The sequence below is a fragment of the Caballeronia sp. GACF4 genome, assembly GCF_023631025.1.
In the GTDB taxonomy this organism is placed as follows: Bacteria; Pseudomonadota; Gammaproteobacteria; order Burkholderiales; family Burkholderiaceae; genus Caballeronia.
In genome coordinates this window covers 34834-59291 of sequence record NZ_JALQDW010000007.1, presented here as the reverse complement: position 1 = coordinate 59291, position 24458 = coordinate 34834, and the positions used below count along the sequence as shown (strand labels likewise).

Sequence of the window (24458 nt, the reverse complement as noted above, 5' to 3'; positions counted from 1 at the left end):
CGCGCGACCGTGTCGAACGATGCGCGGCAAACGGGCCGCACAAAGGCCTCTTGCATGTTGCGTCGAAGCGGAGCTTATCGTCGGTGACAGCTGCTTCATTGGTGCGTGACAAGCCATTCTCGATGCGCCAAGCCGCATGGAGCACCGCCCCGACTCAAGCTTCATCCCATTGCTCACGCATTCGCTTGCGCACCTCCACCGACGCAGCCCGCGTGCGCTTCGCATCGGCAGAACCAAGCCGGCTCGACAGATCACGCAAAGCACCGCGCGCATCGTTCACGGCCGCCGCAAGCGATGCCTTCACGCGCTCGATCTCGGCCGCCGAGGGCGCATCCGCATCGACGCCTTCGATCAGTTCATGCAGCAATCCGAGCTTTGCATAAGCGCTCATCTTGTACGACATCGGCAAGACGGTGTCGCCGAGCGCATCCAGACTTTCCACGCTGCGCCGCGTGACGCGCGCGGCTGCTTCGCGACCCATTGCGTGCACGGCGGTGCCGGGTGAATCGAGCGCGACGATCCGGTTCGCCTGATACCCGTGCGCCAAATACGCGCCCGACATGGCCGGCCCGACGATCAACGCAATCACCGGATGACCCGCAAGACGCGCGCTCGCATAAGCATCGACGGCAGCGGCGCAGGCAAGATGCACGCCGAGCAGTTCCTCGCGCCGGCCATAAGCCTGACTTTTGACATCGACGACGGCGACGATCGGACGCTTCACGTCACGCTCGCGATCCGCGTCGATAACCTCGCGCACCGCGCGCGCCAACAGCCATCCCTGTTCGAGGCCGACGACGTTGTCGCGAGCGCGTGGAAAGCGGTTGTCCGGATCGGGCACGACGGCGAGAAAATGCGCGTGCTCGCCGTTCAAAAGCCCGCCACGCGCGCGAATCGGACCGGCTTGCGCGCCGGACGCAGGCGAAGTCAGCGCGTCGATCCAGCGTTCGCCGCGCGAGAGAGTTGTCGTGTTCATCGTGATGCACTCCAGAGCGTGCGCAGCGTTTCGGGATCGATGGCGTCCGGGTTCACGCGCGCCAGACGCTCGATGAAACCGTCCACATCCTCGGTGCGATGACGCGTCGGCACGCCGCGCGCGAACGCCGCCAGCACGGCGTCGCGTACTTGCGCGGTATCGTCTTCGACGAGCGCATCGACGAGGCCGACCGCCGCGCGTTCTTCTCCGCCAATCATCGACCAGATGAGGCGCCGGTCGCCCGAATCGAGCTCCTCGATGCCCGCTTCCTGTTCGATCACCTCCGGCCCGTTCATGCCAAGGCGCGCCTGCCGCGTCATCACGAGTTCGGTGCAGAGCGCCGCCGCGAGCGACATGCCGCCGAAGCAGCCGACCATGCCGCCGATCACGCCGACGACCGGCACGTGCCGCCGCAACGCGACGATCGCCGCCTGAATCTCGGCGATGGCCGCAAGCCCGAGGTTCGCCTCCTGCAGACGCACGCCGCCCGTTTCGAACAGCACGACGGGACGGATCGCGCGGCCCGCTTCGAATTCGCCGAGCGCCATTTCGAGCGCGGCCGCGATCTTCGCGCCCGAGACTTCGCCGATGCTGCCGCCCTGAAACGCGGGCTCGATCGCCGCGATCACGGCGGGTTCGCCATCGAGCATGCCGCGCGCGATCACCGCGCCGTCGTCGGACTGGCAGACGACGTTCTGCATGGCAAGCCACGGCGATTCGAGCCGGTCGAAGGGGCCGAGCAGTTCGCGAAAGGTGCCGGCATCGAGCAGGGCGCGGGCGCGTTCGCGCGCGGTCATCTCGATGAAGCTGTGACGCGCGAGAAAGGTGTCGTGAGCGTTCATGGCGTGCCCTCGCTGGCTTCGACGGCTTCATTCAGGCGCAGCATGACCACGCCGGGCGTCGCGCCGAAGTCGTTGAGTTCGAGTTTCGCGGCGCCGTCGTATCGCTGAAAAAAACGGTCGAGCACACTCTTCCAGACATGCTCGTAGCCGTCGACGCTCGTGCGGATCACCACTTCCGCATTCGCTGTCGCCGATGGCGAGAGCAGCACTTCGAGATCGCCCGAGCCGACCACGCCGACGTGCGCGCGACGCGGCACAGGGCGGGTGGCGGGGTATTCGTATCGGATGTTTTCCATCATCGTTCCTCTTCGATGCGCGCGTTGCGAATCAATGCAAGCGCCTGAGACTGTCGAGAAAGAGCGTCGCCGCAAGCAAGTCGGCGGCGCCGCCAGGCGATGCATCGAGCGCGAGCAGTTCGCGGTCGAGTTCGTGAAGCGCTGTCTTGCCGCTCGCCGATGCAACGCCGCCTGCGTCAAGCACACGACGCGCGCCGTGTTGCGCGACTCGTAGCGCCGTCATGCCGCCGCGATGCAGGAGACAGGTATCGTCGAGCGACGCCATGATCGCGACGAGCGCTTCGAGGCGCGCGTCGTTTTCATCGAGATTGCGGCGACGGGCTGCATCGAGCGCGGGCAGCCCGATTTCGAGCACATGCGGAAAGCCATCGCACGCTTCGCCGCGCGCGCCTGCCACACGGTATCGCGCCGACACGCGCGCGCCGTGACTCGTTTGTGCCGACGCGGGCGCGTAACGATCCTCGAAGCGCGCGATGCGTGCCGCGCTTGCGCAGATCGCCGCGCTGTCGTCGGGCGCATGCATCGCCGCGCCGGCGCACAGCAAGCCGACGATCCAGATCGCACCGCGATGCGCGTTGCTGCCGGCGGTCGCGCGCATCATCGCAATCTCGCCTTCGCGGCCAATGCGTGCAAGCTGTTCGCGTAACGTCTGCGACGGTTCGAGATCGGCCGACGCGCGAGCGATGGCGACAAACGTGGGGTGCAACGCTTTTGCCGAGCGCAACATGATGTCGAGCGACAAATCGCGATGCGCGCCGCTGCCGCGCCGGTCCACCAATGCGGGTTTCGGTGTGAGACACGCTTCGTCGATGAGCGCGGCCACGGCGCGGGTCGCGATGGCATCGGGCACGATCGGCTGCAAGTGGGCGAACCGAGTGGCTTCGCGCGACGCTAGCGCCGTTTGCATCGCATGGCCCATGCTCGGGCGGGCAGCGGCTCCGGTATTGGCGTGCGTTGCGACGGCACGCGAATTCGACGGGTTCGCATGCGTGGCGTCATCGAGCCGCGCCTCTGCGTTCCACGAACACACGCCAGCGGGAATGTCGGCAACCACGCAAAGGCTCGACGCTTTGTCTTCACGGTCAGACATACACGAACCCATCGCGCTCACCAGCTTCTGAAGCGCGCAGGCGGCGCATAAAGACCGCCCGACCACGCCACCAGGTCGTCGATACTGCGTGCCGCGAGCAGCGAACGCTTCGCTTCGCCGCGCCGCACGCCGAGGTCTTCCGGCAACGCGACGATGCCGCGCCTTCTCAACTCCGCCGTCTTCTTCGCATCCGCGCGCATGCCGATGGGCGTGACGCCCGCCACGGCGGCAAGCGCGGCGCGGCGCTCATCGACGCCTTCGGCCGCATGCAGATACGCGATGCCTTCTTCCGTCACGACATGCGTGACATCGTCGCCGTAGATCATGACGGGTGCGATCGGCATGTTGCTTTTTTCACCGACGGCGATGGCATCCAATGCATCGACGATGGTCGGCTCGCCGCCTTTCTTGTACGTCTCGGCGGTCTGCACGACGAGCTTGTGACCGCGCGCGATGGCCGGGTTCGGGCCGTCGTTTTTCAGCAGCTTGAGCCACGCCTCGCTCGAATGACGGCGGCCGCGTGGATCGTGGCCCATGTTGGGCGCGCCGCCGAAGCCCGCCAGCCGCCCGAGCGTGACGGTGGACGAGTTGGCGTCGGCGTCCATCTGCAGGGTCGAACCGATGAAGAGATCGACGCCGTATTGCCCTGCCAACTGGCAGAACACGCGGTTAGAACGCAGGCTGCCATCGCGGCCGGTGAAGAACACGTCCGGCCGCGCCGTGATGTAGTCCTCCATGCCGACCTCGCTGCCGAAGCAGTGCACGCTCTGCACCCAGCCGCTTTCGATCGCGGGGATCAAGGTCGGATGCGGATTGAGCGCCCAGTGCGTGCAGATCTTTCCCTTCAGCCCGAGCGATTCGCCATATGTCGGCAGCAGAAGTTCGATGGCCGCCGTATCGAAACCGATGCCGTGATTCAGCGACGTCACGCCGTAGCGGTCGTAGATGCCGCGAATGGTCATCATCGCCATGAGAATCTGCAACTCGCCGATATGCCGCGGATCGCGCGTGAAGAGCGGCTCGACGGCGAACGGGCGGTCTGCCTTCACGACGACATCGATCCACGAACCGGGGATATCGACGCGCGGCAGTTCATCGACGATCTCGTTGACCTGCGCGATCACGATGCCATGTCTGAACGCGGTGGCCTCGACGATGGTAGGCGTGTCTTCGGTGTTCGCGCCCGTGTAGAGATTGCCGTGCCGGTCTGCCTGCACCGCGCACACGAGCGCCACCTGCGGCGTGAGGTCGATGAACATGCGCGCATACAGTTCGATATACGTATAGATCGCGCCGATCTCGAGTTGTCCGTCTTCGAGCAGTTGCGCGACGCGCAGACTTTGCGGACCGGCGAACGCGAAATCGACCTTGCGCGCGATGCCCTGTTCGAACAGCGCGAGATGGTCCGGGCGGCTGATGCTCGAAATCAGCAGATGAACGTCGTGCACGCGTTCGGGATCGAGTCTGGCGAAGGCGCGCGAGAGGAAGTCGGCCTGTTTCTGGTTGTTGCCTTCGAGCGCCACGCGGTCGCCCGTGACGATCAGCGCGTGCAAGGCATCGACGATACGGTCGGTCGCGAGCACCGAGCCGTCGAGCCACGGTTCGATCAGCTTGAGGCGGCGCGCTTTTTCCTGCGCGCGCGTGTTCCACTGCCGGGTTTGCGGGCTCGTGTCGCGCGCGGGCGACGTGGCAGGCGTCGGGGACGAGTTCATCGATCCTCCTTCAAAGAGGTTGCAGAAGCCGTTGCGGGCGCGGCGCGCGGGCGGCGCTTCTTCTTGACATGGCTCGCCGCGGCAAGCGCTTGCGCATCGGCGAGAAAGCGGTGGATCAAATCGCCTGTCGCAAGCAGATGACGCGCGACGAGCGTTTGCGCCTGTTCGATATCGCGGGCGACGAGCGCGGCAAGAATCGCGCGATGCTCCGCATCCGACGAATCCTTGTGAATCGGCAAGCCGAGCTTCAGCCGCAAATAACGTTCGCCGCGCCGATGCATCTGGCCGATCAGCTCCATCAGACGCGGCCGGTCCGCGGGCGCGTAAAGGCTCATATGGAACTGCTCGTTGCGCACGACGTAGAGCGCCGGGTCCGGCTCGCTTTCCGCCGCTTCGAGCAGACGTTGCGATTCGGCGAGCGTTTGCGCCGTGTGATGTTCGAGCGCGATGCCGATCGCCAAGCTTTCGAGCGACGCGCGTATCTCGTAGATCTCGCGCGCCTCGTCGGCCGATTGCAGGCTGACGGCCGCGCCACGATTCGGCTCGATGGTCACCCAGCCTTCGCTTTCGAGCTGCCGGAACGCTTCGCGCACCGGAATCGCGCTCACCGAAAACTGCCGTGCGATGGCGTCCTGGCGCAGCGGTTCGCCCGGCAACAACGCACCTTCGACGATAGCCGTGCGCAACGCATCCGCGATGAAGCGCGACGTGCTCTGGCGCGGTTCGAACTGTGCGTGACGAAACGATGCAAGTGGCTGCGCTGCGTCGGAAGTGGAGAGATCTGTCGGCATGGCTAGGTGTAAGTGCGGACTTGCCGCGTGTCGATGTTCAAATATTATATATAAAACGATGCGCGACTTCACAGAAGGTGCTTTCCCTAAGCTGGGAGCGGCTGACAAGAATCGAGAGCGCGCGTGTATCGATGATTCTTTTCCGGAGACATGGCCATGCCAACCACGGTGGACCGAGAGTTACGCGCCTCGCGCCCGATCAAAACCCCGCTCAACCGCTCGCAGATCACCGGCTTCTGGGGTGCGTGGGCCGGCTGGACGCTCGACGGAATGGATTCGTTCATCTACGCGCTCGTGCTTGCGCCCGCGCTCACCGAACTGCTGCCGCGTTCGGGCTACGCGGCCACGCCCGCGAACGTCGGTCTTGCAGGCTCCATACTCTTCGCGCTCTTTCTGGTCGGATGGGGACTGTCGTTCATCTGGGGACCGCTCGCCGATCGCTTCGGGCGCACCAAGGTGCTCGCCGCGACCATTTTCACGTTCGCGATTTTCACGGGGCTGGCCGCGACATCGCATTCGGTTTGGGAGTTGGGCATTTATCGCTTCTTTGCGGGCGTCGGCATAGGCGGGGAGTGGGCGCTTGCCGGAACCTACGTCGCCGAGGCATGGCCGGAAGATCGTCGCAAGATGGGTGCGGGTTATCTGCAAACCGGCTATTACGCGGGCTTCTTTCTGGCGGCCGCGCTCAACTACACGATCGGCGCGGCATTCGGCTGGCGCGCGATGTTTCTGGTTGGACTGTTCCCGGTCGTCGTATCGATTCTCGTGCTCTTGCGCGTGAAGGAAACCGACAAGTGGCAGCGCGCCGAAGCGACGAGCGCGCCTGCCGTCAAGCAGCACGGTTCGTTGCGCACGATCTTCTCGCCGCAGTATCGCAAGCGCACGATCGTCGCGGCGGTGCTGCTGACCGTGGCGATCATCGGTCTGTGGGCGGGCGCGGTGTATGAACCGTCGGCAGTCATTCAGCTTGCGACGAAGGCCGGCATGAGCAAGCCCGAAGCCGCGCGCATGGCGTCGATCGCGACGGGCTTGCTGTCCATCGGCACGATCTTCGGCTGTCTCGCCTTGCCGCCGATGGCTGAGCGCATCGGCCGGCGCAAGACGCTCGCGGTGTATTTCGTCGGCATGGCGGCTTCCATTGCGCTGTCGTTCGGCTGGGCGTTCTATCTGCCGAACGGGCTCGTGCCGTTTATTGCGCTGCTCGTCGTGCTCGGCTTCTTCGGCGGCAACTTCGCGCTCTTCAGCCTGTGGCTGCCGGAACAGTTCGAAACGCGCGTCCGGGCGACGGCGTTCGCATTCTGCACGTCGGTGGGACGCTTCTTCGGCGCGATCGTGAACTTCGGCATTGGCGCGATGGTGCTGCATATGAAGACGCTCGGCGTGCCGATCGCGCTCACGGGTATCGCGTTTCTCATCGGCCTCGCGGTGATTCCGCTCGCGCCTGAAACGCGCGGACAGGAACTGCCCAATTAGTGCCCGTTGCACGGTCCCTGACGGCGGCTTTCACGAGCCGCCGTTTCTCATTGGCGCGCGGCGTGCATGATCCTTACTCTCCGTAATCATTTGCCTGGTAGGCATTGGTAATGGGACGTTACCAAGTGGCACACAAGCAAAGGCGTTCGTTCGATATAGTCCACTCAACACAACAAACATCCCATCGAGGTGGGCTTCACATGAACAAGGTATTGAGGACATCCGCGCTCGCAGGAGCGTTCGTCATCGGTGGTATGACGCTGTCCGGCGCGGCCATGGCGGGCGTTTCCGTCGGCATCAATCTCGGCGTGCCCGCGCCCGTGTACGTTGCGCCGGCGCCGGTCTATGCGCCTCCGCCTCCGCCCGTGGTCTATGCGCCGCCGCCTCCGCCGGTTTATGCGCAACCGGCTATCGTGATCGGATGGCATGGCGACCAGTACTGGGATGGCCATCGCTACTGGAACCGCGACGAGTGGAACCACGGTCACGGCGGTCACGGATACGGCGGCCGCGACTACGATCATCACGATCACGGTCATCACGACCATTGAGCGAACGTCGCGCTAAGAGAAAACCACCCGGTCGAAGGGTGGCTTTTTATTTGTCGCCGCGCGGCAGCGTGTAACAAAAGGTAAGGTTTCTCCTGACGAGAGCCACGCCATGGGAAGAACTTACAAAGCTGAAATATTGCGCTGAAAGGCGTCCGTTATATTTTGTCGCAAGCCAATCAAAACAAAACGAGGACCACGCGATGAAAGTGAATGTCATGGGGCGAGTGCTGGGCGGCATGTTGATCGTGACCGCGTCAGCGATAAGTGGCACCGCGCACGCCGATGTACACGTAGGCGTGAACGTCGGCATCCCCGCGCCGGTGTACGTTGCACCCGCGCCTGTGTACGCGCCGCCTCCGCCGCCTGTGATTTATCAGCCGGCTCCGGTTTATGCGCGTCCGCCCGTGGTCATCGGCTGGTATGGAAACCGGTATTGGGATGGGCGCCGTTACTGGAATCGGAACGACTGGAACCGTTATCACGGCCACGGTTACGGGCATGGCTACAATCGCGGGCCGCAACACGGACACGGTAACGGGTACGGACACGGCAATGGTCATGGCAACGGACATGGTGGTCCGCATGGCAGGCATTGAACGCGCTGGTCCAGTGTGGCTGCCGAGTCGGCAGATATAGCGGGCCTTTAGACGACGCTACCAAAGGCGTTCTTCACAAAGCCAACGTTCCCGAAGGCGAGGTTCACGAAGATCACGCCCGCATGCATGGCGCTGTGTAAGCGGCTGTCACGACGCCAGCACTTGCAAAAACCCGAACACAAAAGCAAAAGGGCCGCTCTCGCAAGAGAGCAGCCCTCTGCACATGATCGAGCGCCGCAGGCGTTATTCGGTCACGCCCGCCATGCCGCCGACCACCGCATTGAATCCCGCATCGACGTGCACGATTTCCGCGCTCACGCCGGCCGCGAGATCCGACAGCAAGAACGCCGCCACGTTACCCACCTGTTCGATCGTCACGTTGCGCTTGAGCGGCGCGTTGTTTTCGACGAAATCGAGAATCTTGCCGAAGCCCTTGATGCCGCTGGCCGCGAGCGTCTTGATGGGACCGGCCGAGATGCCGTTCACGCGCACGCCGTTGTTGCCCATCGAAGCCGCGAGATAGCGCACGCTTGCTTCGAGCGATGCCTTGGCAAGACCCATCGTGTTGTAGTTGGGAATCGCGCGCTCGGCGCCGAGGTAGCTCAACGTGAGCAGCGACGAACTGTCCGACAGCATCGACTTGGCCGCCTTGGCGAGCGCCGGAAAGCTGTACGCCGAAATGTCGTGCGCGATACGGAAGTTTTCGCGCGTCATGCCGTCGAGGAAGTCGCCCGCGATCGCTTCACGCGGCGCGAAGCCGATGGAATGCACGAGACCGTCGAGCGAATCCCAGCGTTCCTTGAGCGACGCGAAGAGTGCGTCGATGTCGGCGTCGTTCGCGACATCGCACGGAAAGATCAGATCGCTTTCGAATTCGGTTGCGAATTCGGTGATGCGATCCTTGAAACGCTCGCCGACATAGGTGAACGCCAGCTCCGCGCCTTCGCGCTTGCAGGCCTGTGCGATGCCGTAGGCAATCGAACGGTTCGACAGCAAGCCCGTCAGCAGAATTCGTTTTCCAGCGAGAAAGCCCATGAATGCTCCTTTGAAGTCAATGTCGCGCACGGTGGCGAACGAGCCGCATCTGCCCGCGCCGCGTGAGCCTCAAGCGCGTGCGGCGCAATTGACCCACGGTCGCACGGCTTTTGATTTGGGTAGAATTCTCTCACATCGCAATGGCCTGCCCGACCCGAACGTCGATTGCGCGATACCCGGCGCCCAAGGAGCTTATGACGACTCGCACGACGATCCGCCCAACCCGCGCATGGCGCATGGCCATTGCGCTCGCGCTGGCCGGATCGATCGTCTCGGGCGCGAACCAGGCCGAGGCGGCGCACGCCTACGCACAGTACGGCGAGCCGAAATATCCGGCCGGCTTCAGTCACTTCGATTACGTCAATCCCGACGCGCCGCGCGACGGCACGCTCGTACTCGCCAATCCGAACCGCCTGACGAGCTTCGACAAATTCAATCCGTTCACCTTGCGCGGTAATCCCGCGCCGGGGCTCTCGCTGATGTTCGAAAGCCTGACCACCGGCAGTCTCGATGAAGTATCGACCGGTTATGGCTTGCTTGCCGACGACATCGCCGTCGCGCCCGATGGCCTGTCCACCACGTTCCACATCAACCCGAAAGCGCATTTCTCGAATGGCGATCCCGTTACCGCCGAGGACGTCAAGTTCTCGTTCGAGACGCTGAAAAGCCCGCTCGCCGCGCCGCAGTTCTCCGTGTACTTCGGGCAGATCGCGCGCGCGGTCGTGGTGGATGCATCGACCATTCGCTTCGAATTCAAGACCGCGACGCGCGAGATGCCGTTGCTCGCGGGCGGCATTCCCGTGTTTTCGCGCAAATGGGGAGTGAAGCCCGACGGCACGCGTATTCCGTTCGATCAACTCGCGTTTCAGAAGCCGATCGGCAGCGGCGCGTATTTGATCGACCAATACGACAACGGCCGCACCATCTCGTACAAGCGCAACCCGAACTACTGGGGCGCGGCGTTGCCGGTGCGCATGGGCTTGTTCAATTTCGCGCAGATTCACTACAAGCTGTATTCGGACCCGGTCGCGCGGCTCGAAGCCTTCAAGGCGGGCGAGTACGACGTGCTCGTCGAATACGTTGCGCGAAGCTGGGTGCGGCGCGATATCGGCAAGCGCTTCGACAGCGGCGAACTCATCAAGCGCGAATTCCCGCAGCATAACGGCACCGGCATGCAGGGCTTTTTCATGAACACGCGCCGGCCGCTCTTCAAGGACGTGCGCGTGCGTCAGGCGCTCGATCTCGCGCTCGACTTCGAGTGGCTCAACCGGCAACTGTTCTTCAATCAGTACAGGCGCATCGACAGCTTCTTCGTCAATACGGACTTGCAGGCGAAGGGCAAGCCGAGCGACGGCGAACTCGCCATTCTCGATCCGCTCAAAAAGGACCTCGATGCGTCCGTGTTCGGCGAGATGCCGCGTCAGCCCGACACCGATCCGCCCGGATCGCTGCGCGCCAACCTCATCAAGGCGCGCGGATTGCTCGCCGAGGCGGGCTGGACGTATCGCGATGGCGCGCTGCGCAATGCGAAGGGCGAGCCCTTCGTGTTCGAGATTCTCGACGATACGGGCGGCGGCGCCTCCATGGAACCGGTCGCCGCCGCGTTCGGGCGCAATTTGCAAAAGCTCGGCATCACGATGAACTTTCGCACTGTCGACTACGCGCTGATCCAAAAACGGCTCGACGCGTTCGATTTCGACGTCACGAGCGTGCGCATGCCCGACGTGCAGATTCCCGGCACGGAGCAAGTCTCGCGCTTCGGCAGCAAGTCCGCGGACGAGCAAGGCTCCGACAATCTCGCCGGCGTGAAGTCGAAGGCGGTCGACGCGATTCTGCAAAAAGTGGTGGGCGCGCAGACGCGCGAACAGCTAGTCGATGCCACTCACGCGCTCGATCGCGTGCTGATGAATGGCTATTACGTGGTGCCGCATTGGTATTCGGCGACGCATCGGGTGGCGTATCGCAATACGCTTCAGTACCCCGCGACCTTGCCGCTCTACTACACGGCGGAAGAGTGGGTAGTGTCGGCGTGGTGGGCGAAAGCCGCCGCGTCGAAATAACAGGACCGCGCGCCATGTGGAGTTACATACTCAAACGCATTCTGTTGATGATCCCGACGCTCATCGGCGTGCTCACGCTGACCTTCGTCGTGATTCAGTTCGTGCCGGGCGGGCCCGTCGAGCAGGCGGTGCACGATCTGCGGCGCGGCAACGCGGAAGGCGGCGGCGGCTTCGGGCTGCGCACGCATACTGGCGTGGATGCCCAGCAGGTCGCGCAACTCAAGGCGCTCTACGGCTTCGACAAGCCGCCTTTGCAGCGTTACTGGCTGATGCTCGGCAAGTTCGCGCGCTTCGATCTCGGCGACAGTTACTTCCGGCATCAGAGCGTCTGGACGCTGATCGTGTCGAAACTGCCGGTGTCGATCAGCATCGGCGTATGGACGTTTTTCATCACTTATCTGATATCGGTGCCGCTCGGGATAGCGAAGGCGGTGAGAAACGGCTCGCGCTTCGACGTGGCGACGAGTCTCATCGTGCTGATCGGTTTCGCGATTCCCGGCTTCGTGCTCGGCGTGCTGCTGCTCGTGCTGTTCGGCGGCGGCTCGTTCTGGCAGCTTTTCCCGTTGCGCAATCTCACTTCGGATAACTGGGCCACGCTCTCGCTCGGCGGCAAGATCGTCGATTATCTTTGGCACATCACCTTGCCGGTGGTGGCGTCGGTGGTCGGCAGCTTCGCCATCGTCACCATGCTGACCAAGAACGCGTTTCTCGACGAAATCCGCAAGCAATACGTGCTCACCGCGCGCGCGAAGGGCCTTTCCGAAAGACGCGTGCTCTGGAAGCACGTGTTCCGCAATGCGCTCCTGCCGCTGATCGTCGGCTTTCCCGCAGCGTTTATCGGCGCATTCTTCACGGGCAGTCTGCTGATCGAAACGCTGTTCTCGCTCGACGGACTCGGACTGCTCTCGTACGAATCCGTGGTGCGGCGCGACTATCCCGTCGTGCTAGGCACGCTCTATCTCTTCACGCTGATCGGGCTTGCGACCAAGCTCATCTCCGATCTCTGCTACGTCTGGGTCGATCCGCGCATTCAATTCGAGCAACTGGAGCGCTGATGAACCGAGCCGCTTCTTCACGATCCTCACGCGGCGCCGCCGATGCGCAGCCCTTGCGCGAGCCGGTTTCGCCATCGCCTTCGCGGCGGGTGTGGATGCGTTTCAGGCAGCACAAGCTCGGCTACTGGAGTCTGATCGTGTTCGTCGTGGCGTTCGCGATCAGCCTGGCCGGCCCGCTTTGGTCGAACGACAAGCCGCTCGTCGTGCGCTACCAGGGACACTTGTATTTTCCGATCGTGCAGACCTACGCGGAGACGACGTTCGGCGGCGACTATCCGACGCCCGCCGATTATCTCGACCCGTTCGTGCGCGACCGCTTCAGCGCGCCGGGCAATTTCGCGGTTTATCCGCCGAATCACTATTACTACGACACGCTCAATTACTTCTCGAAGGGCTCGAATCCCGCGCCGCCGTCGCGCGAGAACTGGCTCGGCACCGACGACCGCGGGCGCGATGTGTTCGCACGGCTCGTCTACGGCTTTCGCGTATCGGTGCTGTTCGCGCTCGTGCTGACGGCCATCGGCACGGTGCTCGGCGTGGTGGCGGGCGCGGTGCAGGGCTACTTCGGCGGCCGGACCGACATCGCCGGGCAGCGGCTGATCGAAATCTGGAGTGCGTTGCCGGAGCTTTATCTGCTGATCATCTTCGCGTCGATCTTCGAGCCAAGCCTCGTCTTGCTGGTCATCCTGCTGTCGCTGTTCGGATGGATCGGGCTGTCGGACTACGTGCGCGCGGAGTTTCTGCGCAACCGCACGCAAGACTACGTACGCGCCGCGCGCGCGATGGGTTTGTCCAACTGGCAGATCATCTGGCGGCATGTGCTGCCCAATAGCCTGACGCCCGTCATCACATTTCTGCCATTTCGCATGAGCGGAGCGATTCTCGCGCTCACGAGTCTCGATTTTCTTGGGCTGGGCGTGCCGTCGCCGACGCCGTCGCTCGGTGAATTGCTCGCGCAAGGCAAGGCCAATCTCGATGCGTGGTGGATTTCGCTGTCCACCTTCGGCGTGCTGGTGGCGACCCTGTTGCTTCTGACTTTCATGGGCGACGCCTTGCGCAACGCGCTCGACACGCGGATTGCGGATGCGGTGAAGGCCGGAGGCGCGAAGTGAGCGCGAGCATGAGCGAACCGTTATTGGCGATCGACGACCTGCGCGTGCGTTTCGGCGATACCGTCGCGGTCGACGGCGTGAGCCTTGACATTCGCGCGGGCGAACGCGTGGCGCTCGTCGGCGAATCGGGATCGGGCAAGAGCGTGACCGCACTGGCGATCCTGCGCCTCGTGCGCGATGCCGAACTCAGCGGCTACATTCGCTTTAACGGCGAGGAGTTGCTGTCGAAGAGCGAGCACGCGATGCGCGGCCTGCGCGGCTCCGACATCGCGATGATCTTTCAGGAGCCGATGACCGCGCTCAATCCGCTCTACACGGTCGGCGACCAGATCGGCGAGACCATTCAGTTGCACGACGGCGCGACGCCGCGCGAGGCGCGTCAGCGTGCCATCGCGTTGCTGGCGCGTACCGGCATCACCGAGCCCGAGCGGCGTGTGGACAGCTATCCGCATCAGTTGTCGGGCGGGCAGCGTCAGCGCGTGATGATCGCGATGGCGCTCGCGTGCCGGCCGCGCCTTCTGCTCGCGGATGAGCCGACCACCGCGCTCGACGTGACCATCCGCGCGCAGATCGTCGATCTCCTGCTGGAACTGCAGCGTGACGAAGCCGAGAAGCGCGGCATGGCCGTGCTGCTGATCACCCACGATCTGAATCTCGTGCGGCGCTTCGCGGAGCGCGTCGCGGTGATGGAGAAGGGTCTTCTGGTGGAAAGCGGGCCGGTGGAGCAGATTTTCACCTCGCCGCAGCACCCGTACACGCAGCGATTGCTCGAAAGCAAACCGAAGCGCCACGTCCTGCCCGTGCTGCCCATCGCGCCGGTCTTGCTCGACGCGAAAAACCTCTCGGTCGACTATGCGACGAAACTGCCAGGCATCAACGGCTGGTTCAGGCGCGGCCGCTTCAAAGCCGTCGACGACGTGAGCGTTTCCGTGCGGCAAGGCGAGACGCTTGGCATCGTCGGGGAATCGGGATCGGGAAAATCCACGCTGGCCATGGCGTTGCTCGGCTTGCAGCGTGTCTCGAACGGCGCGGTGCAGTTCCAGGGGCGCGCGCTCGGCGATTTTCGCGGACGCGAAAAAACCGTGCTGCGGTCGAATCTGCAAGTGGTGTTTCAGGACCCGTTCAGCTCGCTTTCGCCTCGTCAGACGGTGGAACGAATCGTCGGGGAGGGGCTTGCGTTGCATCGGCCGGAACTGAAGGCGCCGGCGCGGCGCGACAAGGTCATTGCCGTGCTGCGTGAGGTGGGGATGGATCGGACGGCGCTTACGCGTTATCCGCACGAGTTTTCCGGCGGACAACGGCAACGCATCGCAATTGCGCGGGCATTGGTGCTCGAACCCAGCATTCTGATTCTCGACGAACCGACGAGTGCACTAGACGTTTCTATCCAGCAGCAAGTTCTGACGCTGCTCGCCGATATTCAGAAGAAGCACAATCTCGGTTATGTTTTCATTAGCCACGACCTCGAAGTGGTCGGCGCAATGGCGCATCGCGTGGCCGTGATGAGAAACGGAATTGTCGTGGAAGCGGGAGAAGTAGAGAAGATTTTTTCGAACCCTTCAGAGGAATACACACGAAAGCTACTGAGGGCAGCGCTCGAATCCTAAAAATCTTTCTTTTTCATCAATTGGGTGCTCGTCTCAATTGTATTTTCCTATTTCTTTTGACAGTTAAATAATTTGTGGCTAGTATCCTTCCAAACTTTCTCGTATCTCCCTGATTTTTCAGTCTTTAATTGTAAAACCTACCGACCGATGCAGCCATTGACATTGACTCAGACATGCGCGCGGGCAGCCGCAGGCATGTTGATCGGCCTTCTGATGACAACAACTTCCGGCGCGTTCGCCGACGAAGTCAGCAGTAATAGCCAAAGTAGCCAAGTTGCCAGCAACGGCAACGCTTCGAACTCCTCCCAGATCAGCCCAGTCGCCGCCACGGCAGACACCGCCAGCGCTCCTGGCGGCGCACGCTCGTTTCTTTCTGGCGTTGCCAGCAAGGCGGGCGATGTGGTCGTCGGCGCACTCAATATGATTGGCGTGCGTTATCGCTGGGGTGGCAATACACCGGATTCCGGCCTCGATTGCAGCGGCTTCGTGCGATACGTCTTTCAGGACACGCTCGGCATGACCTTGCCGCGCCGCGCCGAGGAAATGAGCCGTGTCGGCGAGAAGGTCCGCGTGTCGGATCTCAAGCCAGGCGATCTCGTGTTCTTCAACACCATGCGCCGTTCGTTTTCGCATGTCGGCATCTATATTGGCGACAACAAGTTCGTGCATTCGCCGTCCACCGGCAGCACGATCCGCGTTGACGACATGGAAAGCGGTTACTGGGAGCAGCGCTTCCAGGGCGCGCGCCGCATCGACAACGTGCAGTTCACCGACGGTAGCGAATTGCGTCAGCGCGTGAGCGCGAGTATCGGCGGTTACTAAGCCGTAGTTGTACGCCGTCTGAATCTACGAAAGCCTGCTTCCCAACGGAATGCAGGCTTTTTGTTTTCCTACGCGCTGTTTTGCATGACTAGCGGCAGGTAAAAGTCAATCGGTTCGATCGGAAAGCCCGATTGCACGCGTTCCTAAAAGCCGTTATAGTTTTCGAATGAACTTTTTCTCGTTCTCCCCCTCGCTTTATTCGGCTGGTGCGTCGCTACGCGCACTATCGCTACTAGCGCGCCTACCGCGCTGATTCTTCTCGCCTCCCGTCTGCTCGTTCAAGGTTTTCGACGCCAGCGGTGGCGCGAACACCCGAATTCCCTTTTGTCTTTCGCTTCAACGCGATAATTCCAACAGTCGATAATTCTCCCCACTGGAGTCCAATATGGCAGCAGACAAGTTGATCATCTTCGATACGACCTTGCGCGATGGCGAGCAGTCCCCCGGTGCGTCCATGACGAAGGAAGAAAAAATCCGTATCGCGCGGCAACTGGAGCGCATGAAGGTCGACGTGATCGAGGCGGGCTTCGCGGCCAGCTCGAACGGAGACTTCGACGCCATCCACACGATCGCCTCGATGATCAAGGACAGCACGGTCTGCTCGCTCGCCCGCGCGAACGACAAGGACATTCAGCGCGCCGCTGACGCCTTGAAACCCGCGAGCCAGTTTCGCATCCATACGTTCATCGCGACGTCCGCGCTGCATATGGAAAAGAAGCTGCGCATGACGCCGGAACAGGTGTACGAGCAGTCGCGTCTTGCGGTGCGTTTCGCGCGCAAGTTCACGGACGACGTCGAGTTCTCGCCGGAAGACGGCAGCCGTTCGGACATCGACTTTCTTTGCCGCGTGCTCGAAGCGGTGATCGACGAAGGCGCGCGCACCATCAATATCGCGGATACGGTCGGTTACGGCGTGCCCGAGTTGTACGGCAATCTCGTGAAGACGCTGCGCGAGCGCATCCCGAATTCGGACAAGGCGGTCTTCTCCGTGCATTGTCACGATGACCTCGGCATGGCCGTCGCCAATTCGCTGGCGGGCGTGCAGATCGGCGGCGCGCGTCAGGTCGAGTGCACGATGAACGGACTCGGCGAACGCGCGGGCAATACGTCGCTCGAAGAAATCGTGATGGCGATCAAGACGCGCAAGGACTACTTCGGGCTCGACGTCGGCATCGATACGACGCAGATCGTGCCCACGTCGAAGCTCGTTTCGCAGATCACCGGCTTCGTCGTGCAGCCGAACAAGGCAGTGGTCGGCGCAAACGCGTTTGCACACGCGTCGGGCATCCACCAGGACGGCGTCCTGAAGGCGCGCGACACGTACGAAATCATGCGCGCGGAAGACGTGGGCTGGGCGGCGAACAAGATCGTGCTCGGCAAGTTGTCAGGCCGTAACGCGTTCAAGCAGCGTCTGGAAGAACTCGGCGTGCAACTCGAATCCGAGGCCGACGTGAACGCCGCGTTCGCGCGCTTCAAGGAACTCGCCGACCGCAAGGCCGAGATTTTCGACGAAGACATCATGCAGATCGTCTCGGAGGAATCGGCGGAAGCGCAGGCGAAGGAACACTTCCGCTTCGTGTCGATGAAGCAGCATTCGGAAACCGGCGAGCAACCGCAAGCACAAGTGGTGTTCGCGGTCGAAGGCGCGGAAGTGACGGGCGAAGCGCGCGGCAACGGTCCGGTCGATGCGACGTTGCACGCGATCGAATCGAAGGTGGATAGCGGCGCGGAACTGGTGCTGTATTCGGTCAATGCAATCACGACCGGCACGCAGGCACAGGGTGAAGTCACGGTGCGTCTTTCGAAGAGCGGGCGGATCGTGAATGGCGTGGGCACGGACCCGGACATCATCGCGGCGTCGGCGAAGGCTTATATCGCCGCGTTGAACAAGCTGCATTCGAAGGTCGAAAAGCTCAACCCGCAGCTTTAATCGCGGCTTGTTGTAGCTCGAAACGAAAGGCCTCGCGATTAGCGAGGCCTTCGTCATTTTGAGTACTTCAAAAGGCGTTGCGGCGGTCGGGATCGTGCAGCGGGTCTGGCGTTTTTTGCGTGAGACGCACGATGCCCTGTTCATCGAAATAGAAGTTGTACATCATGTACCAGACGTTCGCCTCCATGTAGCGATACGTCCAGACTTCGCGCTTCATCAGCGGGAAGTACGACGTCTCCACCGGACGGCCGAAATTCACGAGCACGTCCGTCTTGGTCCACGTGCCGATCTGCGCCTTGTAGAACTCGTTCTCGTCGAGCACTTGCCGCACGCTGACGATCTTGCCGGAGGCATCGACATCGGCGGCGGTCGTGACTTCACCGAGCGGTTGAGTCGGCCACATCAGGCGCTTGCCGCCGTTGGGCAAATCGTAGACTTCGCGTGGCGGGCCCAAGCGCGCGGTGAGCGTGGATGAATCCGCGCCCGTCTGAAAGTTTTGCCAGGGCTGCGCGCAAGCCGTGAGCATGAGCGCGGCACCCACGCAAGCGAGCGTGCCGCGCAGCCGGTTCAAAGAGTTCAGCATGAAGGCCTCCACACATTCTTGTGTCGCGACAGTGTTAACGTTCTTGGCGCCTCGATGATTCCAGCGCGCCGCGCGTTGTCGCATTCATCGTTTCGACGATCGTCGCCAAAGCCTGGATCGTTCGCGTTCGATTTTGACACGCCATCGGGACAAAAGCGCGATGCCTCTCATCGGCGCGAAGAGGGCGCTCGCGGAATCGCCGCACTTGCACCGCGAGCCGTAGCCGTCCTATGATCCGCCCTTTCTTCGACTGGAAGGGCTGACGGTGAGCGAATCCGCAAGCAAACGAGCCGCGCGATGGCTGCAACGGGCCGCGCTGGCCTGCGCGATGTCGTCTTTCATGGCGCACGTAAGCGCCGCCGATTTGCCGCCCATCGAGCTCGCGATGATCGAGGGCATGTCCGGACCTTTCGCCAACGCAGGCGCGGCGGTCGAGCGCAACTTGCGCTTCGGCGTGGAGCGCGTGAATGCGAAGGGCGGCGTGAAGCTCGCAGACGGCATGCACCCGCTGCGGCTCGTCGTGCTCGATGGCAAAGGCAGCAGCGAGGCGAGCCTCGTACAGTTGCGCGCGGCGATCGACGACAGGATCGGCTTCGTCATGCAGGGCAACAGTTCGGCGGTGGCGGCCGCGCTGGTGACGGCCATCGACAAGCAGAACGGGCGCGAGCCCGAGCATCGCGTGGTGTTCCTCAACTACTCCGCCGACGATCCCGCCCTGACCAACGCCGCGTGTAGTTTCTGGCATTTTCGCTTCGATGCCCACGCCGGCATGCGCATGGACGCGCTCGCGGACGCGCTGAAGAACGATCGCGCGGTCAAAAAGGTCTATCTGCTGAATCAGGATTACAGCTTCGGCCACGACGTCAGCCGTGAAGCGCAGCGTGCGCTGAAGGAACGCAGGCCGGATATCGCGATTGCGGGCGACGAGTTTCATCCGATCGGCCGCGTGAAGGATTTCGCGCCGTATATCGCGAAGATTCGCGCGAGCGGGGCCGACGCGGTCATCACCGGAAATTGGGGCAACGATCTCACGCTGCTCGTCAAGGCGGCGCGCGAGCAGGGGCTCGACACGAAGTTCTATACGTTCTACGGCAACAGTCTCGGCGCACCGGCCGCGCTGGGTGACGCCGGCGTAAAGCGCGTGATCGCGGTCGCCGACTGGCATCCGAATGCGGGCGGCGCGTTATCGGACGCGTATTACCGCGATTTCCGCGCGCGCTATCCGGCGGCATCGGACGATTACCTCGTGCTGCGCATGCCGCTGATGATCGAGATGCTCGCCGCCGCGATGACGCGCGCCGGCAGCGCGGACCCTTACGCCGTGGCCCGCGCGCTCGAAGGCATGAAGTTCGATGGCGAAGGATTCCACGCATCGACCATGCGCGCGGAAGATCATCAATTGATCCAGCCCCTGTATGTCATGGAGATGGACAAGGCGGGCACGGCGGGCATCCGGTTCGATAACGAAGGCTCGGACTATGGCTTTCGGACGTTGCTCGCGGTGCCGGCGGAAAAGACCGTTCAGCCGTCGACGTGCCAGATGGCGCGTCCGGCGCGCTAGTCGCCCGTCTTTCGGACTTCGCCCTATGCTATACTCTGCGCTTCGCTTTTTTGACTCGATCCGGCTGTCGAAAACAGTCTAAAACCAAGAGTCTGGAAGAAGCGAATTTATCGTGAACAAACCACGGCACGGCCTTTCTTCCGTGACCGCCTGTCTGTTTTAAAGGAAAAGCAAATGTCCGCAGCAGAAATCAAGAAGTCCGACGTCGTCGCCGAATACGCGCGCGGCGCCAACGACACTGGCTCCCCCGAAGTGCAAGTCGCTCTGCTCACGAGCCGCATCAACGAACTGACCGTCCACTTCAAGGCCCACACGAAGGACCACCACAGCCGCCGCGGTCTGCTGCGCATGGTGAGCCGTCGCCGCAAGCTGCTCGACTACCTGAAGGGCAAGGACGCGGACCGTTACCGCTCGCTGATCGAAAAACTGGGTCTGCGTAAGTAATTGCGCCCAAACGTGGCTTTGCGGCCAGCGTTCTAACGAAGTGCCTGTGTCAGTTCGCTGATACAGGCATTTTGTTTTTGCGCGATCCGCTCGCCTGATCATTTGCCCGGTCAGCGCTCGGTCGATCTCTCATCATTGGGTTCGTCGAATGCTGATAATCGGCAAGTAGTTCACATGCTTTACCCCGGATGCTTCATCCGGACAGACACTCGGTGCAGCCTCGCGGCGGAGCTTTGTGTCATTCCAGCGCGGTACGAACACTCAATGCGCGCGTCGCGCTGGAATGGCATAACACACCTCTCAAGCGCGGCTCGGTACCGCCTAGCCAGCGCCGTCCGGTGGGCAACGTCCACCGATCCGGCGTGGCGCAACGTAGAAGGAGTCGCAATGTTCAATAAGATCGTCAAGGAATTCAAGTGGGGACAGCATAACGTCCGCCTGGAAACGGGTGAAATCGCTCGTCAGGCAAGCGGCGCGGTGATCGTCGATGTCGAAGATACCGTCGTGCTCGCCACTGTCGTCGGCGCAAAGACCGCCAAGCCGGGTCAGGATTTCTTCCCGCTGACCGTCGATTACCTCGAAAAAACCTACGCCGCCGGCAAGATCCCGGGTGGCTTCTTCCGCCGCGAAGGCCGTCCGTCCGAAGGCGAGACGCTCATCTCGCGCCTGATCGACCGTCCGCTGCGCCCGCTCTTCCCGGAAGGCTTCTATAACGAAGTGCAGGTCGTGATCCACGTCCTGTCGCTGAACCCGGACGTTCCCGCCGACATTCCCGCGCTGATCGGCGCGTCGGCAGCGCTCGCCGTGTCCGGTCTGCCGTTCAACGGCCCGGTCGGCGCCGCGCGCGTCGCCTACATCAACAACGAATACGTGCTGAACCCGACGCGTCCGCAAATGAAGGAATCGGCGCTCGACCTCGTGGTCGCCGGTACGGAACGCGCGGTGCTGATGGTGGAATCGGAAGCGCAGCAGTTGTCCGAGGAAGTCATGCTCGGCGCGGTCGTGTTCGGCCACGAGCAGATGCAAATCGCCATCGACGCAATCCATGAATTGGTGCGCGACGGCGGCAAGCCGGAATGGGACTGGCAGCCGGCCCCGAAGAACGAAGCGCTCATCTCGCGCGTCACGGAAATCGCGAAGCCGGAACTGGAAGCGGCTTATCAACTGCGCAACAAGCAAGCGCGTTCGGCCAAGCTGAAGGAAGTTTTCGCGGCGACCTCGGCGAAGCTCGCAGCGGACGCGGCTGCTTCGGGCACGGCAGGGGCGGATGCGGCGACCATCGGCAACGTGTTGTTCGACATCGAAGCGAAGATCGTCCGTTCGCAGATTTTGAACGGCGAACCGCGTATCGACGGTCGCGACACGCGCACCGTGCGTCCGATCGAAATCCGCACCGGCGTTCTGCCGCGCACCCACGGCTCGGCGCTCTTCACGCGCGGCGAGACGCAGGCGCTGGTCGTCGCCACGCTCGGCACGAAGGGCGACGAGCAGAACATCGACGCGCTCGAAGGCGAATACCGCGAGCGCTTCATGCTTCACTACAACATGCCGCCGTTCGCGACGGGCGAAACGGGCCGCGTCGGTTCGCCGAAGCGCCGTGAAATCGGTCACGGCCGTCTCGCCAAGCGCGCGCTGGTCGCGTGCCTGCCGAACGCCGACGAATTCGGCTATTCCATCCGCGTCGTGTCGGAAATCACGGAATCGAACGGCTCTTCGTCGATGGCTTCGGTCTGCGGCGGTTGCCTCGCGCTGATGGACGCCGGCGTGCCGATGAAGGCGCACGTGGCCGGCATCGCCATGGGCTTGATCCTCGAAGACAACAAGTTCGCGGTTCTGACCGACATTCTCGGCGACGAAGATCACCTCGGCGACATGGACTTCAAGGTGGCCGGCACCGCGCAAGGCGTGACGGCGCTGCAAATGGACATCAAGATTCAGGGCATCACCAAGGAAATCATGCAGGTCGCGCTCGCGCAGGCGAAGGAAGGCCGCATGCATATCCTCGGCAAGATGACCGCCGCGGTGCCGACCACGAACACGGAGCTGTCGGACTACGCGCCGCGCATGATCACCATCAAGATCAATCCGGAGAAGATTCGCGACGTGATCGGCAAGGGCGGTTCGGTGATCCGCGCGCTGACGGAAGAGACCGGCACGACCATCGACATTTCCGACGACGGCGTCGTGACGATTGCGAGCACGAGCTCGGAAGGCATGGCCGAGGCGAAGAAGCGTATCGAGAACATCACGGCCGAAGTGGAAGTGGGCCAAGTGTACGAAGGTCCGGTGCTCAAGCTGCTGGACTTCGGCGCGATCGTGAATATCCTGCCGGGCAAGGATGGTCTCCTGCACATCTCGGAAATCGTCAACGAGCGTGTGAAGGACATCAACGACTACCTGAAGGAAGGCCAGATCGTGAAGGTCAAGGTCATCCAGACGGACGAGAAGGGTCGCGTGCGTCTGTCGGCCAAGGCGCTTCTGAACGAAGCCGCGCAACAAGCCGAACCGACGCAGCCGCAGCAGTAATGCGGTAATGTGTCGACGGCCGGCCGCTTCTGCGAGCCGGCCGTTTTCTTGTATGAGGTGCAGCGGGCGACGCTTTGTCCGATGCATCGCCGGACCCGATGGCACTGTGGAGCGCGTGTTGCCCGCGCGGCACAGTGCCATCTGGTTCGCCAAGTCAACGCGCTTGCCACACGACTGACTGTCTGGGAGAAGCAATGAAGGCCATCGAAATCACTGAGTTTGGTGCACCCGAAGTGCTGAAGCTGGGCGAGCGCCCGAAGCCCGAGCCGGGCAAGTGCGAAGTGCTCATCAAGGTGAGCGCTTCGGGCGTCAACCGGCCCGATGTATTTCAGCGCAAGGGCGCGTATGCGCCGCCGCCGGGCGCGTCGGATTTGCCGGGGCTCGAAGTGGCGGGCGAGATCGTCGATGGCGACTTCGATCCTAAACATAATCCGTTCGGCCTCAAGAAGGGCGATCGCGTCTGCGCGCTGCTCGCGGGCGGCGGTTACGCGGAATACGCGGTTGCGCCGCTCGAACAATGTTTGCCGGCTCCGGCTGGATTGACGGACATCGAAGCGGCTTCGCTGCCGGAAACGTTCTTCACCGTGTGGAGCAATGTCTTCGAGCGCGCGCATCTCGGTTCGGGCGAAAACGGCGACGAGGAGACGCTGCTCGTGCAGGGCGGATCGAGCGGTATCGGCGTGACGGCCATACAGATTGCGAAGGCGCTCGGCTTTCGCGTGTTCGCCACGGCCGGCAGCGACGAAAAGTGCCGCGCCTGCGAAGCACTCGGCGCGGAGCGCGCGATCAACTACAAGACGGAAGATTTCGTCGAAGTGGTGCGTTCGCTCACGAACGATCGTGGAGTCGACGTCATTCTCGACATGGTCGCGGGCGATTATCTCCCGCGCGAACTGAAGTCGCTTGCGGATGGCGGGCGTATCTGCGTGATCGCGCTGCTTGGCGGCGCAAAAGCGGAGATCAATCTCAATGACGTGCTGCGGCGTCGGCTGGTCATCACCGGATCGACCCTGCGGCCGCGTCCGGTGGCGTTCAAGGCGAAGATTGCCGCTAAGCTGAAAGAGCAAGTCTGGCCGGAGATCGAGGCGGGGCGTATCAAGCCGGTGATTCATCAGGTGTTCCCGGCAAGCGAAGCCGCAGCCGCACACACGTTGATGGAAAGCAGCACGCACGTCGGCAAAATCATGCTCGACTGGCGCGAGGACGCCTGATTGCCCTTGATTGTTGCGCGTTGCGGTTCTGGCGGTTTGACCGGTTTCGCCGTATCACAGTAAAATCGCCTGTTTTGCAAGCAGTTGGCAGTTCGCTTTTTCGAAATACGCGCAGAGGGTTCAAACATTCCTATAACAGAGTGGTCTTTGAACCTCCGGGTGAACGATTGATGAACGATCGGGTT

Annotated in this window: 21 protein-coding genes; 13 read left to right on the top strand and 8 right to left on the bottom strand. The window is 62.5% G+C overall.

The window, feature by feature from the left end; all coding sequences use genetic code 11:
* Nucleotides 1-154: 154 nt before the first annotated feature.
* The 6 genes from mdcE to NCR40_RS08435 form a co-directional block, all read right to left on the bottom strand.
* Nucleotides 155-976, bottom strand: a complete 822-nt coding sequence (mdcE, locus tag NCR40_RS08460) for a biotin-independent malonate decarboxylase subunit gamma (protein WP_250465148.1) — start codon at nucleotides 974-976, stop codon at nucleotides 155-157.
* On the bottom strand, nucleotides 973-1818 hold the full coding sequence (locus NCR40_RS08455) for a biotin-independent malonate decarboxylase subunit beta (RefSeq protein ID WP_250509204.1): 846 nt from the start codon (nucleotides 1816-1818) through the stop codon (nucleotides 973-975). Before NCR40_RS08455 ends, mdcE begins: the two co-directional genes overlap by 4 nt.
* On the bottom strand, nucleotides 1815-2114 hold the full coding sequence (locus NCR40_RS08450) for a malonate decarboxylase subunit delta (protein WP_244828068.1): 300 nt from the start codon (nucleotides 2112-2114) through the stop codon (nucleotides 1815-1817). The genes NCR40_RS08455 and NCR40_RS08450 overlap by 4 nt, the downstream gene beginning before the upstream one ends.
* Before the next feature lie 31 nt (nucleotides 2115-2145).
* Nucleotides 2146-3021 (bottom strand): triphosphoribosyl-dephospho-CoA synthase, encoded by an 876-nt coding sequence (locus NCR40_RS08445; RefSeq protein WP_250509337.1) that lies wholly within the window; start codon nucleotides 3019-3021, stop codon nucleotides 2146-2148.
* Between the two features lie 200 nt (nucleotides 3022-3221).
* Nucleotides 3222-4916 carry a malonate decarboxylase subunit alpha gene (gene mdcA, locus NCR40_RS08440; RefSeq protein ID WP_250465146.1) on the bottom strand — a complete coding sequence of 565 codons (1695 nt, stop codon included), beginning with the start codon at nucleotides 4914-4916 and terminating at the stop codon, nucleotides 3222-3224.
* The gene (locus tag NCR40_RS08435; RefSeq protein WP_244825517.1) at nucleotides 4913-5707 is read right to left on the bottom strand and encodes a GntR family transcriptional regulator; all 795 of its coding nucleotides are present in this window, start codon (nucleotides 5705-5707) and stop codon (nucleotides 4913-4915) included. The genes mdcA and NCR40_RS08435 overlap by 4 nt, the downstream gene beginning before the upstream one ends.
* A 156-nt stretch (nucleotides 5708-5863) precedes the next feature.
* Here NCR40_RS08435 and NCR40_RS08430 point away from each other — a divergent pair, with 156 nt between their 5' ends.
* The 3 genes from NCR40_RS08430 to NCR40_RS08420 all read left to right on the top strand — a co-directional run bounded on the left by NCR40_RS08430 (nucleotide 5864) and on the right by NCR40_RS08420 (nucleotide 8327).
* Nucleotides 5864-7180: an MFS transporter gene (locus NCR40_RS08430; RefSeq protein WP_250509203.1), complete on the top strand. Its 1317-nt coding sequence runs from the start codon at nucleotides 5864-5866 to the stop codon at nucleotides 7178-7180.
* Between the two features lie 200 nt (nucleotides 7181-7380).
* Nucleotides 7381-7731 carry a hypothetical protein gene (locus NCR40_RS08425; protein WP_370652022.1) on the top strand — a complete coding sequence of 117 codons (351 nt, stop codon included), beginning with the start codon at nucleotides 7381-7383 and terminating at the stop codon, nucleotides 7729-7731.
* Nucleotides 7732-7931: 200 nt separating this feature from the next.
* Nucleotides 7932-8327, top strand: coding sequence for a hypothetical protein (locus NCR40_RS08420; protein WP_244825513.1), 396 nt, complete (start codon nucleotides 7932-7934; stop codon nucleotides 8325-8327).
* A gap of 243 nt (nucleotides 8328-8570) precedes the next feature.
* On the opposite strand, the gene fabI is transcribed toward NCR40_RS08420, so the two are convergent.
* A complete protein-coding gene (gene fabI, locus NCR40_RS08415) occupies nucleotides 8571-9362 on the bottom strand; it encodes an enoyl-ACP reductase FabI (RefSeq protein WP_244825511.1) in 792 nt (263 codons plus the stop codon).
* Between the two features lie 236 nt (nucleotides 9363-9598).
* On the opposite strand from fabI, the gene NCR40_RS08410 reads away from it, so the two are divergent.
* From NCR40_RS08410 to NCR40_RS08385, 6 genes are all read left to right on the top strand, one after another.
* The gene (locus NCR40_RS08410; RefSeq protein WP_250509336.1) at nucleotides 9599-11422 is read left to right on the top strand and encodes an extracellular solute-binding protein; all 1824 of its coding nucleotides are present in this window, start codon (nucleotides 9599-9601) and stop codon (nucleotides 11420-11422) included.
* Nucleotides 11423-11436: 14 nt separating this feature from the next.
* The gene (locus NCR40_RS08405) at nucleotides 11437-12477 is read left to right on the top strand and encodes a microcin C ABC transporter permease YejB (RefSeq protein WP_250509202.1); all 1041 of its coding nucleotides are present in this window, start codon (nucleotides 11437-11439) and stop codon (nucleotides 12475-12477) included.
* On the top strand, nucleotides 12477-13589 hold the full coding sequence (locus NCR40_RS08400) for an ABC transporter permease (protein WP_250465141.1): 1113 nt from the start codon (nucleotides 12477-12479) through the stop codon (nucleotides 13587-13589). The genes NCR40_RS08405 and NCR40_RS08400 overlap by 1 nt, the downstream gene beginning before the upstream one ends.
* Before the next feature lie 8 nt (nucleotides 13590-13597).
* Nucleotides 13598-15196, top strand: coding sequence for an ABC transporter ATP-binding protein (locus tag NCR40_RS08395; RefSeq protein WP_250509201.1), 1599 nt, complete (start codon nucleotides 13598-13600; stop codon nucleotides 15194-15196).
* Between the two features lie 147 nt (nucleotides 15197-15343).
* Nucleotides 15344-16018, top strand: a complete 675-nt coding sequence (locus NCR40_RS08390; protein WP_250509200.1) for a C40 family peptidase — start codon at nucleotides 15344-15346, stop codon at nucleotides 16016-16018.
* A gap of 385 nt (nucleotides 16019-16403) precedes the next feature.
* Nucleotides 16404-17948: a 2-isopropylmalate synthase gene (locus NCR40_RS08385; protein ID WP_244825503.1), complete on the top strand. Its 1545-nt coding sequence runs from the start codon at nucleotides 16404-16406 to the stop codon at nucleotides 17946-17948.
* 67 nt (nucleotides 17949-18015) lie between these two features.
* On the opposite strand, the gene NCR40_RS08380 is transcribed toward NCR40_RS08385, so the two are convergent.
* Complete coding sequence (locus NCR40_RS08380; protein ID WP_250509199.1) at nucleotides 18016-18531, bottom strand: hypothetical protein; 516 nt, start codon at nucleotides 18529-18531, stop codon at nucleotides 18016-18018.
* Nucleotides 18532-18859: 328 nt separating this feature from the next.
* Here NCR40_RS08380 and NCR40_RS08375 point away from each other — a divergent pair, with 328 nt between their 5' ends.
* The 4 genes from NCR40_RS08375 to NCR40_RS08360 all read left to right on the top strand — a co-directional run bounded on the left by NCR40_RS08375 (nucleotide 18860) and on the right by NCR40_RS08360 (nucleotide 24273).
* Complete coding sequence (locus tag NCR40_RS08375; protein WP_244828062.1) at nucleotides 18860-20092, top strand: branched-chain amino acid ABC transporter substrate-binding protein; 1233 nt, start codon at nucleotides 18860-18862, stop codon at nucleotides 20090-20092.
* Between the two features lie 174 nt (nucleotides 20093-20266).
* Nucleotides 20267-20536 (top strand): 30S ribosomal protein S15, encoded by a 270-nt coding sequence (rpsO, locus tag NCR40_RS08370; RefSeq protein WP_244825500.1) that lies wholly within the window; start codon nucleotides 20267-20269, stop codon nucleotides 20534-20536.
* Nucleotides 20537-20923: 387 nt separating this feature from the next.
* Nucleotides 20924-23062, top strand: coding sequence for a polyribonucleotide nucleotidyltransferase (gene pnp, locus NCR40_RS08365; protein ID WP_250509198.1), 2139 nt, complete (start codon nucleotides 20924-20926; stop codon nucleotides 23060-23062).
* A 194-nt stretch (nucleotides 23063-23256) separates the two neighbouring features.
* Entirely contained in the window at nucleotides 23257-24273 is a 1017-nt protein-coding gene (locus NCR40_RS08360) for an NAD(P)H-quinone oxidoreductase (RefSeq protein ID WP_250465138.1), read from the top strand.
* Nucleotides 24274-24458 lie beyond the last annotated feature (185 nt).

Coding starts and splice junctions, on each gene's coding strand:
- NCR40_RS08430 (WP_250509203.1), top strand. CDS start 5,864: ATGCCAACCACGGTGGACCGAGAGTTACGCGCCTCGCGCCCGATCAAA.
- NCR40_RS08400 (WP_250465141.1), top strand. CDS start 12,477: ATGAACCGAGCCGCTTCTTCACGATCCTCACGCGGCGCCGCCGATGCG.
- NCR40_RS08445 (WP_250509337.1), bottom strand. CDS start 3,021: ATGCAAACGGCGCTAGCGTCGCGCGAAGCCACTCGGTTCGCCCACTTG.
- mdcE (WP_250465148.1), bottom strand. CDS start 976: ATGAACACGACAACTCTCTCGCGCGGCGAACGCTGGATCGACGCGCTG.
- NCR40_RS08390 (WP_250509200.1), top strand. CDS start 15,344: ATGCAGCCATTGACATTGACTCAGACATGCGCGCGGGCAGCCGCAGGC.
- NCR40_RS08425 (WP_370652022.1), top strand. CDS start 7,381: ATGAACAAGGTATTGAGGACATCCGCGCTCGCAGGAGCGTTCGTCATC.
- NCR40_RS08375 (WP_244828062.1), top strand. CDS start 18,860: ATGTCGTCTTTCATGGCGCACGTAAGCGCCGCCGATTTGCCGCCCATC.
- mdcA (WP_250465146.1), bottom strand. CDS start 4,916: ATGAACTCGTCCCCGACGCCTGCCACGTCGCCCGCGCGCGACACGAGC.
- NCR40_RS08395 (WP_250509201.1), top strand. CDS start 13,598: ATGAGCGAACCGTTATTGGCGATCGACGACCTGCGCGTGCGTTTCGGC.
- pnp (WP_250509198.1), top strand. CDS start 20,924: ATGTTCAATAAGATCGTCAAGGAATTCAAGTGGGGACAGCATAACGTC.
- NCR40_RS08380 (WP_250509199.1), bottom strand. CDS start 18,531: ATGCTGAACTCTTTGAACCGGCTGCGCGGCACGCTCGCTTGCGTGGGT.
- NCR40_RS08435 (WP_244825517.1), bottom strand. CDS start 5,707: ATGCCGACAGATCTCTCCACTTCCGACGCAGCGCAGCCACTTGCATCG.
- fabI (WP_244825511.1), bottom strand. CDS start 9,362: ATGGGCTTTCTCGCTGGAAAACGAATTCTGCTGACGGGCTTGCTGTCG.
- NCR40_RS08360 (WP_250465138.1), top strand. CDS start 23,257: ATGAAGGCCATCGAAATCACTGAGTTTGGTGCACCCGAAGTGCTGAAG.
- NCR40_RS08450 (WP_244828068.1), bottom strand. CDS start 2,114: ATGGAAAACATCCGATACGAATACCCCGCCACCCGCCCTGTGCCGCGT.
- rpsO (WP_244825500.1), top strand. CDS start 20,267: ATGTCCGCAGCAGAAATCAAGAAGTCCGACGTCGTCGCCGAATACGCG.
- NCR40_RS08405 (WP_250509202.1), top strand. CDS start 11,437: ATGTGGAGTTACATACTCAAACGCATTCTGTTGATGATCCCGACGCTC.
- NCR40_RS08455 (WP_250509204.1), bottom strand. CDS start 1,818: ATGAACGCTCACGACACCTTTCTCGCGCGTCACAGCTTCATCGAGATG.
- NCR40_RS08420 (WP_244825513.1), top strand. CDS start 7,932: ATGAAAGTGAATGTCATGGGGCGAGTGCTGGGCGGCATGTTGATCGTG.
- NCR40_RS08385 (WP_244825503.1), top strand. CDS start 16,404: ATGGCAGCAGACAAGTTGATCATCTTCGATACGACCTTGCGCGATGGC.
- NCR40_RS08410 (WP_250509336.1), top strand. CDS start 9,599: ATGGCCATTGCGCTCGCGCTGGCCGGATCGATCGTCTCGGGCGCGAAC.